Origin of the sequence: Legionella massiliensis (assembly GCF_000756815.1) — a bacterium.
GTDB lineage: Bacteria > Pseudomonadota > Gammaproteobacteria > Legionellales > Legionellaceae > Tatlockia > Tatlockia massiliensis.
Map to the genome: position 1 here is coordinate 1,428,896 of NZ_CCVW01000001.1, position 15,998 is coordinate 1,444,893.

The following is a 15,998-nucleotide window of genomic DNA, read 5'->3' on the forward strand; positions in this document are numbered from 1 at the left end:
ATTTTGTCCATACATGCATAAGTAGCTGTTTGGACAGTATAACAAGTGAAGATTAAGTGAAGATTACTGAGCTATTAAGGAAGATAGTAATAAGGATTAGGTAATTTAAATCCTTTCTGGCAATACCCACCTTTGATATCACTATACTGATCGCCAATTGAAGCAAGGATGGTGTAACCTTGTTCGCTAATCAATTTTCTCGCCTGTGATTTAAAAGGGACAATCGAGGGTTGTTTATAGTTATTCGGACGTAAATAGAGGCCAGCCCAACCTTTGTAACCAGCGCGTAGTAAATTAGTCTCAGTCGCTTTTAATTCTGATTGGGGTCTTCCGGTCACGAAAAAGACTTGAATGCCTTGTTCACGAGCATCGGTATACAATTTGAGCATAGGCGAAATGACAGGGGAATTAGCTGCGAGCATTTCTTTGTGAAGTTGTTCCTTGTTCGCAACGAAATCACGTTTGACCATTTTGTCATAGTTAGAAAGGCTTGTTTCATCAATGTCTAAAACAATAGCGAGCTTTTTGCAGTCTTTATAGCAGCGTTCATTTAACTTCGCTTGTTTAAGGATATAGTTTTGCGCGTTCAAAATCGCTTTGGTTAATTCTTTCTCATAAAGGCCTGAATCATGGTAGGTCTTTATGTCATTTTTCAAAAGGCCAAGATTGCTTGGTTCGGCAAAAGCTGTAGCGCTGAGAAAGGCTATACCCGATAAAAGAGTAAAAAACTGCGAACTTAAAGTATTCATATTTAGCCGGCTCTGAAAGAAAGTCAGGGCATTATATCGCTAAAAAGCAACCTGTCAATTGACCTATAAGCAACCAAATAATCCACTAATAGAACATCAGGATGTTTCTTAATAATAACTATTGAAATTTAAAGCTCTTCTTTGGCTGACAGTATTTACAAGGCTAAGTATGATCCGGCCGGAGAAAAATTGAACATTTAGGAGTAAAAATGCCTTTCTATAATCTAATTCGCAATCGTTTGTTGGAAGCTGGTATTAATCTTGAATCTTCAGATCTCGAAAACTCAGCCGTTATCGAGTATATGGTATTTGAAAAAGCAGATTGTTTACATGGAATTCATTCTAAACCCCTGCCTGGTGCATTCCGGTTTATAGGGGAAGGTAATAACCCAGATATCAGGCTAGAGCCTAATGATGAGCCTGAGTTACCTAGATCATTCTTTAAATTTTCTTCCCAGTTAACCTCTATGGCCAGCAGGTCGGCATTACACCATACCCTAATAAAATTTTTTGATTATTTTACCTCGGCTCGCTTACCTATAAAGCAAGGTTTAAAACACACTAAACTCTTCAATTTTTACCTTCCTAATAATGAAATTGAAGAAGCAATACAGTCTTCAACACTCTATCAAGCAGCTGGATCCCTAGAGGGTAAGGGGCTTCATGGTCTTTTAAAGCTAAAGAAAAAATTGGAACGCTATGAGTTTTGTTTTCCCAAGTCTAATAATTTTGTACAGCTACTGCAAAATAGAATTCAAGAGCATGTAGAGCGTTTTCTTTATCCAAAACAGATAGAGCAGCATAATACTGTTCTGCAACGAGAGTTAGAGCTACAAGATGCAATCTGTGGACAAGAAAGGAAATTTAATGAGTCCTTTTTAGAGCTGGGACTTAAATTATCTTCACTTATAGAGAATAAGTCTGAGGAATATGCCAATGTCGCAAGGGCTTCTGAGAAGCTACTGATAAATCTAAGCGAGGCTCGCAGAGCCTTTTTTGCAACGAATCCTACCTTATTACGACTCAGCGTATTTAAAACCCATTGCATGACGCATATCGAGGATGCAAAAGAAGAATTTGCCAAATACCGCCAAGATGGGGCCTGGTATAGCGAGCTACATCCCTTTTTTCAAGGGCTGATTGATTGTTGTCGAGCCTTGGTTGGAATTGTTTCGGCGCTTACAGTGATTCCTGCTGTTTTAGTTGAAGTCTATGCACCTCATGGTTTCTTGGGAACCTTTTTCCAAAGACTTAAAACAGATTCGCTGAAAAAATTAGAATCCTTTGAACACAACATTCTTGATGATGAAGGGGTTATGCGCGAATTAGAAACAACATTAACTGCTCAGTTTATTTAAAATTAGGAGTTGTTATGTCGGCTATTGAGCTAATTAGAAAACGCCTACAAGAGCGAGGCATTAATGCAGAAGTCCCAAACCGTGTAATCGGGTTTATGATTCTTGAGAGAACCGGTTATTTTGATTTTCCTGAATATCACCTCGATACAGCCTTCAACCCAGGATTGATTAGAGCATCTTTTGAGATACGTCCTGCACAAACTGGGGTAAGTTCACCAGAGATAGCGAGGCAATTATATAATTCTCAAGTAAGAGTTATGGATTATTTTGACTCAGCATCAAGTCAATACAGATTTCCTAATCAGACTGGCTTTTATTTTCATATCTCGAATGAAGAGGTAGAAGAAGCGGTAGTTAATTCTTCTTTTTATCTAGCGCTTGGCGATCTTTCCCAGTTATCTCTGCGTGAGCTTATAAAGATTGAGGATAACCTAGAGCTTTATAGAAATTATTTTAATCAGCATGTTGCTAGTGCTCTGCAACATAATGTAAGGGCTTTTATCCAGCAAAATTTCACTAAAGTGCAGGTGCGACAGGCTAGAGCTTATGCTGAGAAGGAAGATGAGCTTCGAAATGCAATGTTGCAACAAGAATATAGGTTTGATGAAGCATTCGTACGGCTTGATAAAAAAGTATCCGAGCTGATGTTAAAAGCAGCGGAATTAACTTTTATCGGGGATTCTTCTCAGAAAAATGATGACTTTAGACTCGGATATGAAAGGGTTGCAAGCCTTGCTAATGATTTATCTACAAATCTTAGTGAAGAAAGAAGAACTTTTTTCCGAATAAATCCTAACTTGCCAGGCCTCCGATTATTTAGGATACGATGTGAACACTATATTGACGTTGTAGAAGAAGAGTTTGCCAAATATCGTCAGGCTGGGGTTTGGTATGATGAATTACACCCTATTGTGAGGGGATTATTAGATTGCTGTCGAGCTTTAGCTGGAGTTGTTGCGGCTCTTACAGTGGTTCCTGCTGTCTTGGTTGAAATCTACGCACCACATGGTTTCCTGGGAACCTTTTTCCAACGGCCCAAAACAGATTCACTGAAAAAATTGGAATCCTTTGAACACGATATACTTGGAGAGGGAGGGGTGATTGATGAGTTAAAGAGGGTGGTAGCTCCGAGGCGCTAGTATTTATGCTCACTGAGAGTCTCGAATTTCCGCGGCTTAGCCCTGAGAGATCCTCACGAAATTTTTCTGCCTACGTACCGCGCATAAAGCGCGGTACGTAGATTTTTTTGTGTGGAACTCTCAGGGCTTGACTGCGGGATCTATATATAAAATTTAGCCTGGATTCAGCGAAGCGAAATCCGGGAGCAGTGGTACGATTTCCCGGATTTCGCTCTGTACGGACTGTGTAAAGCTTCGAGACGGCCTAAACGCCTCCTCAGCCCGAATGGTTTTGATGTATTGTCTGGCAATAAGCCTTATCACCTTAACGCAGCCTGTTATCCAGAGCACAGCGAAGGATCTCCTAAATTTGGCACAGTGCTACCTTCGCTGCGATCCCAAAGACGTACGTCATGTCGAACGTAGAGAGACATCTCCTGATGTGTAGCACCGTACTAATCCCGGAGATCCCTCACTACGTTCGGGATGACGGGGGAGGGAGCGGGATGACGGGGTTTTTATCGATGTTTGTCCCAAAGGGGCTGGGGTACATTCTAGATGGCGAGCATTTGTAGTATCTACACAAGTGTCGCCTTGATGTAGCAAAGCGTAATCAAGGTTTTCATTTAAAATTCATCGAAATCTAACTCACAAAAGTTCAGTTGATGATTCTCCTGTTCTAAGGAAAACCTTGATTACGCTGCGCTGCATCAAGGCTACGGTTTGTCGATCTTTACAGAAAACGAATCGTCTAAATTATGGCGTTAGCCATGTTTTAGACGATCTTGCCTTGTTCTAGATGGCGAGCATTTGCAGCAGCCCCTTAAAATAGAGTATCATTCGCCTTTTGTCTAAAATAGAACCAATTTAGTACTATATTTTAAATAGAGCTTGTTTTTCTAAAGAAAAATCTAGGATTCAGAACCTGAGTTCTGAAACAAGACTTATTTGGTACTAGATTATTTAGTGTGGGGGTGGTATGCTGCGCGTCAGCAAATTGGCCGATTATGGAACAGTTGTGATGGTGTATCTCGCAAAGCGAGCACATACGCTTTGTAATGCGCGCGACATAGCCCTTCATACACATCTTACAGTCCCAACAGTCAGTAAATTATTAAAACGTCTAACAGCAGCGGGTTTATTAACCTCTGTGCGTGGTGTTAGTGGTGGTTATCGGTTGCAGCGTGCAGCTGCTGAGATATCGGTAGCACAGATTATTTCAGCTTTGGAAGACCAGCTTGGTCTGACTGAATGTAGCCTGCATCCTAATGAATGTTCCTTACAAGGTCTATGTCATGTTCAGGGTAATTGGCGCTTGATAAGTCAGGCTATAGAAACCGCACTTGATAGTGTGAGTTTGGAAGTATTGGCAAAACCTTCTATCCAGGCTGTTGATCTGGACCGCATCAGGCAGTTAGCAAGTGGAGTTAGTCATGGCTAAAAGCAGTGAGCAAATCAACACACTCCTTGAAAGGGAGTATCAACATGGTTTCGTGACTGATATTGAAGTAGAAACCTTTGAGCCTGGTTTGAATGAAGAGGTTATCCGTCGATTATCAGCAATAAAAGGCGAGCCTGAGTTCTTGCTGGAATGGCGTTTACAAGCCTTCAGACACTGGTTGACTATGCCGCATCCAGAATGGTCTAGCGTGCATTATCCGCCTATCGATTATCAATCTATCTCTTATTATTCCGCGCCAAAAAGCAAGAAAGATGCGCCTAAGAGCCTTGATGAGGTGGATCCGGAATTACTAAAAACCTATGAAAAGCTAGGTATTCCGCTAAAAGAACAGGAAATGCTGGCTGGTGTGGCGGTTGATGCCGTTTTTGACTCTGTTTCAGTAGCAACGACCTTTAAGGCAAAGCTAGCCGAGGTTGGGGTTATTTTCTGTCCCTTCTCTGAGGCAGTGCATAAATATCCCGATTTGCTCATGCAATATTTGGGTTCAGTCGTTCCCTATCGTGATAATTTTTATGCAGCGCTTAATTCAGCAGTGTTCAGCGATGGCTCCTTTGTTTACATCCCCAAAGGGGTTCGATGCCCGATGGAATTGTCTACCTATTTCCGTATTAATGCGGCTTCAACTGGGCAATTTGAACGCACCTTGATTATTGCTGATAGCGATAGCTATGTGTCCTATCTGGAAGGTTGCACTGCGCCGATGCGTGATGAAAACCAATTGCATGCCGCTGTTGTTGAATTGGTTGCCCTCGATGGCGCTCAAATTAAATATTCAACAGTACAAAATTGGTATCCCGGTGATAAGGATGGCAAGGGTGGAATCTATAACTTTGTGACCAAGCGAGGCGCCTGTCGCGGTAAACGCTCTAAAATTTCCTGGACACAGATTGAAACCGGTTCAGCCATTACCTGGAAATACCCCTCTGTCATTTTGCAGGGTGATGATTCCGTTGGTGAATTTTATTCAGTGGCGCTGACTAATCACTATCAACAAGCGGATACGGGTACCAAAATGATCCATTTAGGTAAAAATACCCGTTCTACCATTATTTCCAAAGGGATTAGCGCAGGAAAGGCGCATAACGCTTATCGCGGCCTGGTTCGTATCGCACCTACGGCAACGAATGCGCGTAATTACACCCAATGTGATTCCATGTTAATGGGTTCTGAATGCTCGGCGCATACCTTTCCCTATATTGAAGTTAAAAATCCCACGGCGCAGATAGAGCACGAGGCAACAACCTCAAAGATTAGTGAAGAGCAGTTATTTTATTGTCAACAACGTGGTATCGAGATGGAAGATGCGGTATCGATGATTGTAAATGGGTTTTGTAAACAGGTATTGAAAGAATTACCTATGGAATTTGCGGTGGAAGCCACTAAATTACTGGGTATTAGTCTGGAAGGGGCAGTAGGTTAATATGTTAACAATCAATGAATTAAATGTTGCAATTAATGAACAAGCAATATTGAAGGGCATCAGCCTCAATGTGAAACCTGGAGAGGTCCATGCGATTATGGGGCCTAATGGCTCGGGCAAAAGCACTTTATCCAAGGTTTTGGCGGGGCATCCTGCTTATGAGGTGACAGCGGGTGAAGTGAATTATTTAGGTCAGGATTTGCTGCCCCTAACACCTGAAGCGCGCGCGCGTGCTGGTATTTTTATGTCCTTCCAATACCCTGTTGAAATCCCAGGCGTAACCAACATTAATTTTCTAAAAGCCTCAGTCAATGCCGTGCGCAAAGGCCAGGGTAAAAATCCCATGGATGCTATCGAGTTTCTAAGCTTTATCCGCGAACGATGCAAGCTTTTGGATATGGATGAAAGTTTCTTATACCGCAGTATTAACGAAGGTTTTTCTGGTGGTGAAAAGAAACGCAATGAAATTCTACAAATGGTTGCTCTTGAACCCAAACTAGCAATTCTCGATGAAACCGATTCTGGTTTGGATATAGATGCCTTAAGGATTATTTCTCAGGGTGTGAATGCAATGCGTTCGCCTGAGCGTTCGATTATTCTGGTGACTCATTACCAACGTTTGCTGGATTATATTGAGCCTGATTTTATCCACGTTTTAGCCAATGGCCGTATTGTCACCTCTGGTGATAAATCACTGGCGCTGGAATTAGAGAAAAAAGGTTACAGCTGGCTTGAGGAGACGGAGCAGCTATGAGCGAAGTCCTTGATTTTTACCAACAGCAAGCCCAGGCAGGATTTTCAGCCATTCCTTGGTTAGCTGAATTACAGGGAAACGGTTTGCGCGAATTAAAACGCCGTGGTTTTCCAAGCCGCCATCAAGAGGATTGGAAATATACTCTGGTGGATAGCTTATTGCAGCAGCGTTTTATGTCACAAGCGAAACAGCAAGAGACTCAGCCCGAAATTAATCTTTCCCTGCCCTCAGGCCTGCATTTTTCGTTTAAAAATGGCCAGTTTATAGCAGACAAAGCTCAGCAATTGCCGGCCGGTGTTATAGTACGATCCTTAGCTGAGGCCTTGGAGTCAGATGCTGAGAAACTCAAGAATTATTTAGGCAAAGCCCTGCGCCATGAGCATGGTTTTCAAGCCTTAAACACTGCAATGTTAGGTTGCGGTACCTTCATTTATTTGCCTGCTGGTGTTCGCCTTGAGCAACCCATCGTTCTATCTTATTGGCAGGATCAGGCTGAACAGGCGATTTATAATCGTTGTCTGATTGTTGCGGAAGAGGGGAGCCAGGCAACAATAATTGAAGATTTCCGTGGTGCCGAGGACTGTAGTTATTTCACTAATACCGTAACTGAGATCTTTACCGCAGCCTCTGCCAAGATTGCGCATTACAAGATTCAGCAAGAAGGAAAGTCGGCTTACCACATCGGTCATCTTGCCGTGCAGCAGGCCAGAGCCAGCCAATTTGACAGCCATTCTTTAAGTCTGGGTGGAAAACTAGTACGCAGTGATCTCTCAGTGCATTTGCAGGAAGAACAGGCTCGCTGTTTAATGAATGGTATCTATGCGCCCAAAGAGGGACAGCATATTGATCACCACACGACTGTGTATCATTTGGTTCCTAATTGCCAGAGCGAACAAGATTACAAGGGTATTTTAGCTGGACGCTCACGTGCTGTGTTTAATGGTAAGGTGATTGTGGCTAAGGATGCTCAACATACTCAAGCCAAACAACAGAACAAAAATTTGCTTTTGTCGGCCAAGGCAGAAATTGATACCAAACCGCAACTGGAAATCTTTGCTGATGATGTCATTTGTACCCACGGAGCAACAGTAGGTCAATTAGATGAAGAAGCCTTATTTTATCTGGCGACAAGAGGTATAGACCGTCGTGAAGCGAGTAGCTATTTAGTTCATGCTTTCACAGCTGACAATCTAAGGCTTGTACCTGAGCAGCCATTAGCAGATTGGATGTCTACTTTGTTAAATGAGCAATTGAGGTAATAGATTATGAGCACAACAACAGCAGCCTTAATTGAATCTCTGGATATCAACGCGATACGCAATGATTTTCCAATTCTTAAACAGCAGATTAATGATTATCCGCTCACCTATTTGGATAATGCAGCGACTACGCAAAAGCCACAGTCAGTAATTGATGCAACCAACCATTATTACAGCTTTGATAATGCCAATGTGCATCGTGGCGTGCATGCACTAAGTGTACGAGCGACCCAGCAATATGAGGCGGCTCGTAGCAAGGTTCAACGTTTTATTAATGCAAATTCAGCTCATGAATGTATTTTTGTACGAGGTACAACAGAGGCTATCAATCTGGTAGCCCAAAGTTTTGTTGCTCCTCGCATTATGCCCGGTGAAGAGATTCTTATTACTCATATGGAACATCATTCCAATATTGTTCCCTGGCAAATGGTTTGTAAGAAAACAGGCGCTCATTTGCAAGTTGCCCCTATTTCTTTTGATGGGGAAATCCTTCTCGATGAATTCGAAAAAAAGCTTAGTGAAAATACCAAATTCGTAGCCCTCAACTATGTTTCTAATGCCTTGGGAACGATTAACCCAGTCAAGAAAATGATTGAGATGGCACATGCCTATGGTGCCATAGTTTTGCTAGATGGAGCCCAGGCTACTGCGCATCTACCCATTGATGTACAAGAGTTAGATTGTGATTTCTATGCGTTTTCTGGCCATAAAATGTATGGTCCAACTGGTATTGGCGTGCTTTGGGGGAAAGAGCATCTCTTAGATGACATGATGCCCTATCAAGGCGGCGGTGAAATGATTAGTTATGTGACCTTTGAAGCCACAGAATACGCTGGTCTACCACATAAATTTGAAGCAGGCACACCCAATATTGCCGGTGCTATCGGTCTTAGCGCTGCAATGGATTATCTCTGGGGGCTGGATATGGACGCGATTGCTGCCTATGAGGCGTCTTTGCTCGATTACGCGACCTCAGCAATCAAATCAGTCAAAGGCTTTAATATTGTGGGCACTGCTCAGAATAAGGTGCCGATCATTTCCTTTGTGCATGGAAAAATCCATGCCCATGATATTGGTACTATCTTAGATAGCGCCGGTATTGCTATTCGTAGTGGCCATCATTGCACAATGCCGTTGATGGATTTCTTCGATGTTGCGGCAACCACTAGAATTTCCATGTCTTTTTATAATACTAAAGAGGAAATCGATCGCTGCGTGCAGGCGCTTTATAAGGTTAAAGAGGTATTTGCATAATGATGGAATTACGAGAGCTTTATCAGGAAATCATCATTGATCATAACCGTAACCCGCGGAATCACCATGATATGGCGGATGCTACCACGCAGGCGAATGGTTTTAATCCGCTTTGCGGCGATAAATTAACGGTTTATCTCAAGCTTGAGAACGATAAAATCTGTGATGCAAGTTTTTTGGGATGTGGCTGTGCAATATCCCAAGCCTCGGCCTCATTAATGACCGAAGCCTTATGTGGTAAGACTATTGAAGAGGCGCACAAATTATTTCAGCGTTTTCATAGCATGCTTACCATGGATGATGACAGCGGGCTCTTGTCCTTAGATAAATTGGCGGTACTCGCAGGCGTAAGAGCTTATCCGGCTCGAGTGAAGTGCGCTACCTTAGCCTGGCATACTATGGAAGCTGCGCTGAAAAAAGAAGCGGTCACTGTTAGTACGGAGTGATTAACCATGTTTGGATTTAAGAAGAAACAGGATAATGAGGTTTTGAAAGATACTGTAATAGCAGCTCTGAAGACTGTGTTTGATCCTGAAATTCCAGTGAATATCTATGATCTGGGTTTAATTTACGACATTAATATTAATGAAGAACAGCACGCACACATTCAAATGACCCTGACAACCCCTGGTTGCCCAGTCGCGCAGACCTTTCCTGGTACTGTCGAGCAAGCTGTTAATCAGGTTGAGGGGATCAGTGACTGTACAGTGGAATTGGTTTGGGAACCGCCGTGGACGCAGGAGCGAATGACTGAGGCAGCACGCTTGGAGCTGGGAATTTTTTATTGAGTCTTTGTTATTCCCGCGTCTTGACCCATAGGTATCTATCCAAGTGTAGCCTTGATTACACTGCGCTGCATCAAGGCTACATTTACTTTTTTTGTCCCATACAAAGGCGCAAGGCTTCGAGACGGCCTAAAGGCCTCCTCAGCCCGAACGGTTTCTGTGTAATGTCTTTAACTTGCAGTGATTAGACCCCCAACACATTTTCAAAATAGAGTGACTACAATGAGTGAAGAAATTCTCTGGCAGCCATCTGCAACAATCGATATCTTACGACAGCGCGCAGCGCTTCTGAGTCAAATCCGCCAATTTTTTAATCAACGTGGTTACTTGGAAGTTGAAACCCCAACTATGTCACACTTTGGTATCACCGACGTTTATTTATCCAATATCAAAGCGATTTTCAGAGAACGTCCTTATTCCTTGCAAACCTCACCTGAATACCATATGAAGCGTCTGTTAGCTGCAGGTTCAGGTCCGATCTATCAAATTGCGCGAGTTTTTCGCGATGATGAGTTAGGGCGCTGGCATAATCCGGAATTTACCATGTTGGAATGGTATCAATTGGATATTGATCACCACGTGCTGATGGATGAAATGGATGCCTTATTACAAACCATCCTGCAATGCGGTCCTATGTTCCGCAAAACCTATCAACAGGTTTTTCTCGAGGTCTGCCAAATCGATCCCCTGAGCGTGACAATTGCTGAGCTCCGAACCGTTTTACAGCGTTATGAATTAGATTATGTCCTTGCTGCAGATGAACAGGATCCGGATCAATATTTGTTTTTGCTCATGTCGCATATTGTTGAGCCAGCACTTGGCAAGGAGCCTGTTCCTGTGGCGGTCTACAATTTTCCTCCCTCTCAAGCTGCCTTAGCGCAAATTAACCAAGGAGTGGCAGAGCGCTTTGAAATCTATGTTCAAGGCATCGAGCTTGCCAATGGTTTTCACGAGCTGACGGATGCAGCAGCACAGGCCGCGCGTTTTCAGCAGGATCTGGCAATACGCCGACGTCAGGGGCTTCCTGAACCTGCGCCCGATGTTTATTTTCTCGAAGCCCTAGCCCATGGCTTACCTGCTTGTAGCGGTGTAGCACTTGGTATCGATAGACTTATTACGCTGGCGCTCGGACAGGATGCGATTGCTAAAACGCTTTCCTTTGATTTTTCTAGGGCTTGAATAGTGATTTAAGAACCCTTATCCGCCCTTCGGGCACCTTCTCCCCTGAGGGCTGAGGGAAGTTAAGGGCATTTGTCATTCCCGCGAAGGCGGGAAACCATCTCTACATTAGCACAGTGCTTAGCTAGAAATAGTTTCCCGCCTTCGCGGGAATGACAAAACCCTCCATAACTGACGTTAACTTAATGGCAATGAGGGCTGAGGGGAGGGGCTTTAGATCTCGACTTGGGTTTGCTTGAGCGAAGCTCGACAAATATAATGGAAACCAAGTTAAGCAACTTCTAGTTGAAAATGGACCTTCGAAAAATTAATCTTAATTTGCTATTACACTTCGATACCTTATTAGCAGAGCGTTCTGTGTCAAAGGCAGCGGAAAAGACGTTCATGACCCAAACTGCGATGAGTCATATCTTAAAGCAATTAAGGGAGTTATTTAATGATTCCTTGTTCATTAGACATCCTCAGGGACTGCAACCTACTCAAAGAGCCTTGGAGTTAGCGCCGAGAATTCAAGAATTTTTAAACTGCTCTAATGCGGTTTTTCGCGAGAAAACATTCGACCCACAAAAGGAAGTACTAAGCTTTAGAGCCGCTTTAGCAGGGCATGGTGAACACTTGGTTTTACCACGGCTCTGTGCCTATTTAGTGAAAAATGCACCTAATTGTTCACTAAATACGAGTCCCTTGTCAGAATATTTAAGTCTGGATCATCTACTAGCTACTGAAATCGACTTTGCTATAGCCCCAGGCTTTATTGATGTAGGGGAGCAGATTAATGCTGAGTGTTTATTGGAAGAAGAAGCTGCTTGTATCATGAGAAAGTCACATCCTTTGGCCAAGCAAGAATTAACCCAGGAAAAATATCTGCAAGCCGAGCAAGTAGATATAAGAGTTAGCTATTTGAGTAATGAAAATATCTTATATAAATCTTTAGATGACTATCGTCATAGAAATATTAAAGTGACAGTACCTGATGTAATCAATGCATTAGAGGTCGTTTTTGAGACGGACTTAATCGCAACAGTGCCATTGAAACTAGCTGTTTTTCTGAAAGAACGATATCAATTTGAAGTAAAGTCCTTTCCCTTTCCAGTGACAAAATTTCGCATCAATTTTTATTATCACGCGCGATTAAATAACTATAAGCCCTTACTATGGTTAATCGATGTGATTAAAAATAATTGCTTTGTTGGTTTGTAATTAGACCTCTCCACACAAAATTATTCCGCCTACATACCGCGCTTTATGCGCGGTATCCAGATGTATTTAAAACAATATAACTAAAAGTTCTAAAGAGTATTAGTTTAATTCATTGTTCAAATTTAACTCAAGGTGATTAAATGTAATTGTCCTTTTCGCAATTGGAGAAATCATGGAAATTAAATTTAATCAAGATAAAGCACTTGAATCCACAAAGGCTAATTTGGCGAGACAACAGAGTAATATCGTTAAGATGCTCAATGACATAATTACTCAATGTAATTACAAAAGAGCTCAGGCCAGTAAAATAGAGCAACTCGACTCGTCTAGCTTTAATTTGTGGGCAACTAACAATGAGCTGATTCCTGGCACCCATCGTATTTCAACTCCCTCTATGACATTAGTGCATGATGGTGAGTTGTATAAAGCAAAAAATATCAAGGAAAAGATAAAGGATGGTGTGCAAAATAACATCGACCTTAATGGTGGCGAGCTGCCAGAAAATGCCATTCGCTTCCTTGAGAAAACGTTGAAGGTACAAGAAGATTATCTAAAGCGCGCAATTCGTTCAGCACCTAAGGATAAGCGGCAAGAGTTGCAACAGTTTTTACAGAATAATCAGCAATATCAAAAGCTAATTCAACTTTATAAAGTTCATGCTATGCAAACCCTAACGGAAGCAGCTAGTTTGGATCGCTTTGAAAAGGCAAAAAACGTGGTAAATAAAGAGATTAATAATCAGATTATTGCAAAGCGTATTAATGAGAATATTGATGCTATGGAAGCGCTTGTTAAGAAAAATCAATATCTTAAATTTGAAGACAATGATTCTCAGCAACTTAAAGGTTCTGTGAATAAAAAGACTAATTCAATTGTCCTTGAAAGAGATCAATTTACTCCTAGTAATGTTTTGGCAGATAGAAAAGAAATGGATAACTTATTCAAAAAACTAGAAAAAAATATCGACTCTCTGGAGGGAGTAGATGAGGAAGTAAAATTAGAAATAAAAGCACATTTAGCTGCGGGAAAAGATTTTTTCTACAATAAAAATGATGTGAATTTCCAAAGTCCTACCCATATGACACTTGGCTCAAAAATCAAAAATGGGGCTGAAGGTTTTGGAGGTCTTGCGGGTTTAGGGAGTGGTATAACTGCTATTATCGCCGGCGGAGTCACTGTAGTCTTTCCTCCTGCGGCAGTAGTCACTGTGCCAGTGATGACAGGTTGTGCGGCAGTTGCTCTAACTACGGCCTTACCTGCAGGTATTTCCAAGGTAGGTACAACAGTTAAAAATGGGGTCAAATACGGAGCAGCTCCAAGTCCTGGAGAACTAGTTAATATTTCTTTATTAGGTACCTCCCTGTTTACACTTGGTTTTGCGAATGCAGTACCAAGTGCTCTTGCCCAGATACCTCAGGTTATTAACAACTCTGCCAAGGCAGGGCTTGGTCTTGTGAGTCTACCGATTAGTGTTGCGAACTTGCAGCATGAGAGAAATATCCGTTTGCATAATAGTGCCCCTGGAAATTTGCAACCTTCAGCGCACAGAGTAGATCAGCCAGCGGATATACAGCGTAGTGATAGCTCACCCCAGCTTGGTAGTTATGCTAGTAATTCTATCAAATTAGCTAATGGCGATAGCATGCCAATCAAGATTGATCAGCTTGTTTTGGATGATGATCAGGACTTAAGCAATGATAGTTCTATAGAATCTGTACAAGAACTGGATTCCTCCGATGATAGTTTCAGTAAATATAGCGACTATTTCGATTCCGATGACCTTGAAGAAGAGGAGCACTCTCTTGAAAGCCTAAGTTGTAATTGATTTTTGTAATGGGTCACGTCCCTCCCCCCGTCATACTAAGAGCCCCATCCCCTTTGGGGCAAACATCGATAAAGACCTCGTCATCCCGAACGTAGTGAGGGATCTCCGGGATTAGCACAGTGCCACACTCAGGAGATGTCTCTCTACGTTCGACATGACGTACGTCTTTGGGAGCGAAGCGAAGGATCTCCTGGATTGGCACTGTGCCCCATTCAGGAGAGCTTTCGCTGCCCTCACCTTATAATGATGGCTTATATACAAAATTGCTCTGTAAGGACCTTTAAATAAAACAAAAAAAACCAAACACAGAAACGCCTAACTTAGTCTCATCTATTTGAATAATAATAATTTAATCTTCATGCTCAAAAAATCAAATAGCAACTATTAAGAATCAATAAAGCAAATTAAGAGACTGTTAATTATTTCCATTAATAATCGTCACCTGGTCGTATCGTGGGTTTTGCTCCGCAAGATCCACCTTTTAAACGAGGAAAATAATGGGAAAATTTCAAGATCAATTTAGTAAGAAAATATCAGCAACCGATACAGGCTATAAGCGTAATCTCTACCAAACCTACTTAACAGCTATTGAATGGCGTAATGTGGAAATGTCGGGAGAATACGCCCAATTTCTCAGTACAGGTCAGCCCTTTTACCGTTATCCCTATTTCGCCCAGCTTTATGTATTTTGGAAGATTTTCTTTCAATCTTACTTCGCAGCCCAAAAGAAGGAAGGGTTTCTTAGCTTAGTTTTGTCTGAATACATGTTGATGAATGTATTCATCGCTATTACCACAACGATAGAGTTTATAGGCAAAGGTCTCAGTTCTTTATTTTTATGGCCTTTTTTTCCTGTTGCAAACAACACTGAGTTTCAAAGTCACCTTGCTGCACAAAATAAAGACTATGCAGACTTTATCCATCATACCCCTTTTTATAACTACAATTATTTCTCCAAGTTAGGCGAATTAATTGCTCGTTTCCGAGAGTGTCCTGAGAAAAGTTTTGTTGATCGTATTTCGCTAATAGCGGTAGGGCTCGACTATTTAGTCCACGGTATGCTTTCTGCACCAGTGGGATATTGGTACAACCAGGAAGAAAACAGAGCGCCGGAAACCATCGATATTATTGTGAAGGAATCCAGCGATGTAGAAGAAGATACACGGGAATTAGCTGCGCATTTAAGGCAGACAGTTACCGCGATAGAGGGTGTTTCTATCGTTCAAGACAATGAACAAGAGCAATTATTCGTTCGGACAAATTCTGAGAAACATCGTACCTATGCCTACGCACGACTTCGTGTACCACGTTATGAGCCTTTTCAAGCTACTGTTGAAGAGTTAACTCGGGCTGGAATTAAGGTGCGTGAAGTTGCTGGTCAGCAACAAATGCAAATCAAGCTTCGCGTACAAAGCGAAACGCCGGAACAACTCCAGGCGAATAGAGAGAAACTCGCTAGTCTTGAGGGTTGTAGAGAGCTTTTCAGCTACCAAAACGGGGTTGATGAGGGGCTTACCTTCTTTTCTTTGGATGTACCTACCAAGCGCCTGAAAGAGACTGTCGAAGAAATTCAACAGGACGAGGGCATAAGCATTCAATTAATGCATGATTTTTAATGTTTCTAAGAGGATATCA

The 15,998-nt window shown here is 42.1% G+C and carries 14 protein-coding genes; 13 read left to right on the forward strand and 1 reads right to left on the reverse strand.

Annotated features, from left to right (window positions below; translation table 11 throughout):
- Positions 1–74: 74 nt before the first annotated feature.
- The gene (locus tag BN1094_RS06165) at positions 75–749 is read right to left on the reverse strand and encodes an HAD family acid phosphatase (RefSeq protein WP_043873407.1); all 675 of its coding nucleotides are present in this window, start codon (positions 747–749) and stop codon (positions 75–77) included.
- Between the two features lie 209 nt (positions 750–958).
- Between BN1094_RS06165 and BN1094_RS06170 the strand changes: the two genes are divergently transcribed.
- The 13 genes from BN1094_RS06170 to BN1094_RS06230 all read left to right on the forward strand — a co-directional run bounded on the left by BN1094_RS06170 (position 959) and on the right by BN1094_RS06230 (position 15,979).
- The gene (locus BN1094_RS06170; RefSeq protein WP_043873408.1) at positions 959–2,107 is read left to right on the forward strand and encodes a hypothetical protein; all 1,149 of its coding nucleotides are present in this window, start codon (positions 959–961) and stop codon (positions 2,105–2,107) included.
- Between the two features lie 14 nt (positions 2,108–2,121).
- Positions 2,122–3,246: a hypothetical protein gene (locus BN1094_RS06175; RefSeq protein WP_043873409.1), complete on the forward strand. Its 1,125-nt coding sequence runs from the start codon at positions 2,122–2,124 to the stop codon at positions 3,244–3,246.
- A gap of 958 nt (positions 3,247–4,204) precedes the next feature.
- Complete coding sequence (locus tag BN1094_RS06180) at positions 4,205–4,666, forward strand: SUF system Fe-S cluster assembly regulator (protein WP_043873410.1); 462 nt, start codon at positions 4,205–4,207, stop codon at positions 4,664–4,666.
- Complete coding sequence (sufB, locus tag BN1094_RS06185; protein WP_043873411.1) at positions 4,659–6,107, forward strand: Fe-S cluster assembly protein SufB; 1,449 nt, start codon at positions 4,659–4,661, stop codon at positions 6,105–6,107. The genes BN1094_RS06180 and sufB overlap by 8 nt, the downstream gene beginning before the upstream one ends.
- A 1-nt stretch (position 6,108) precedes the next feature.
- The gene (gene sufC / locus BN1094_RS06190) at positions 6,109–6,861 is read left to right on the forward strand and encodes a Fe-S cluster assembly ATPase SufC (protein WP_043873412.1); all 753 of its coding nucleotides are present in this window, start codon (positions 6,109–6,111) and stop codon (positions 6,859–6,861) included.
- Positions 6,858–8,120: a Fe-S cluster assembly protein SufD gene (sufD, locus tag BN1094_RS06195; protein ID WP_043873413.1), complete on the forward strand. Its 1,263-nt coding sequence runs from the start codon at positions 6,858–6,860 to the stop codon at positions 8,118–8,120. The genes sufC and sufD overlap by 4 nt, the downstream gene beginning before the upstream one ends.
- Before the next feature lie 6 nt (positions 8,121–8,126).
- Positions 8,127–9,374: a cysteine desulfurase gene (locus BN1094_RS06200; protein WP_099908973.1), complete on the forward strand. Its 1,248-nt coding sequence runs from the start codon at positions 8,127–8,129 to the stop codon at positions 9,372–9,374.
- Positions 9,371–9,820 (forward strand): Fe-S cluster assembly sulfur transfer protein SufU, encoded by a 450-nt coding sequence (gene sufU, locus BN1094_RS06205; protein ID WP_099908974.1) that lies wholly within the window; start codon positions 9,371–9,373, stop codon positions 9,818–9,820. Before BN1094_RS06200 ends, sufU begins: the two co-directional genes overlap by 4 nt.
- 6 nt (positions 9,821–9,826) lie before the next feature.
- On the forward strand, positions 9,827–10,162 hold the full coding sequence (locus BN1094_RS06210) for an SUF system Fe-S cluster assembly protein (RefSeq protein WP_043873415.1): 336 nt from the start codon (positions 9,827–9,829) through the stop codon (positions 10,160–10,162).
- 219 nt (positions 10,163–10,381) lie between these two features.
- Positions 10,382–11,338 (forward strand): elongation factor P--(R)-beta-lysine ligase, encoded by a 957-nt coding sequence (gene epmA / locus BN1094_RS06215; protein WP_043873416.1) that lies wholly within the window; start codon positions 10,382–10,384, stop codon positions 11,336–11,338.
- A gap of 291 nt (positions 11,339–11,629) precedes the next feature.
- Positions 11,630–12,538, forward strand: a complete 909-nt coding sequence (locus BN1094_RS06220; protein WP_043873417.1) for a LysR family transcriptional regulator — start codon at positions 11,630–11,632, stop codon at positions 12,536–12,538.
- A gap of 172 nt (positions 12,539–12,710) precedes the next feature.
- Entirely contained in the window at positions 12,711–14,363 is a 1,653-nt protein-coding gene (locus BN1094_RS06225; RefSeq protein ID WP_043873418.1) for a BAR domain-containing protein, read from the forward strand.
- Between the two features lie 497 nt (positions 14,364–14,860).
- A complete protein-coding gene (locus BN1094_RS06230; RefSeq protein ID WP_043873419.1) occupies positions 14,861–15,979 on the forward strand; it encodes a hypothetical protein in 1,119 nt (372 codons plus the stop codon).
- Positions 15,980–15,998 lie beyond the last annotated feature (19 nt).

Coding starts and splice junctions, on each gene's coding strand:
- epmA (WP_043873416.1), top strand. CDS start 10,382: ATGAGTGAAGAAATTCTCTGGCAGCCATCTGCAACAATCGATATCTTA.
- BN1094_RS06170 (WP_043873408.1), top strand. CDS start 959: ATGCCTTTCTATAATCTAATTCGCAATCGTTTGTTGGAAGCTGGTATT.
- sufD (WP_043873413.1), top strand. CDS start 6,858: ATGAGCGAAGTCCTTGATTTTTACCAACAGCAAGCCCAGGCAGGATTT.
- BN1094_RS06220 (WP_043873417.1), top strand. CDS start 11,630: ATGGACCTTCGAAAAATTAATCTTAATTTGCTATTACACTTCGATACC.
- BN1094_RS06200 (WP_099908973.1), top strand. CDS start 8,127: ATGAGCACAACAACAGCAGCCTTAATTGAATCTCTGGATATCAACGCG.
- sufC (WP_043873412.1), top strand. CDS start 6,109: ATGTTAACAATCAATGAATTAAATGTTGCAATTAATGAACAAGCAATA.
- BN1094_RS06175 (WP_043873409.1), top strand. CDS start 2,122: ATGTCGGCTATTGAGCTAATTAGAAAACGCCTACAAGAGCGAGGCATT.
- BN1094_RS06225 (WP_043873418.1), top strand. CDS start 12,711: ATGGAAATTAAATTTAATCAAGATAAAGCACTTGAATCCACAAAGGCT.
- BN1094_RS06180 (WP_043873410.1), top strand. CDS start 4,205: ATGCTGCGCGTCAGCAAATTGGCCGATTATGGAACAGTTGTGATGGTG.
- BN1094_RS06210 (WP_043873415.1), top strand. CDS start 9,827: ATGTTTGGATTTAAGAAGAAACAGGATAATGAGGTTTTGAAAGATACT.
- BN1094_RS06230 (WP_043873419.1), top strand. CDS start 14,861: ATGGGAAAATTTCAAGATCAATTTAGTAAGAAAATATCAGCAACCGAT.
- BN1094_RS06165 (WP_043873407.1), bottom strand. CDS start 749: ATGAATACTTTAAGTTCGCAGTTTTTTACTCTTTTATCGGGTATAGCC.
- sufB (WP_043873411.1), top strand. CDS start 4,659: ATGGCTAAAAGCAGTGAGCAAATCAACACACTCCTTGAAAGGGAGTAT.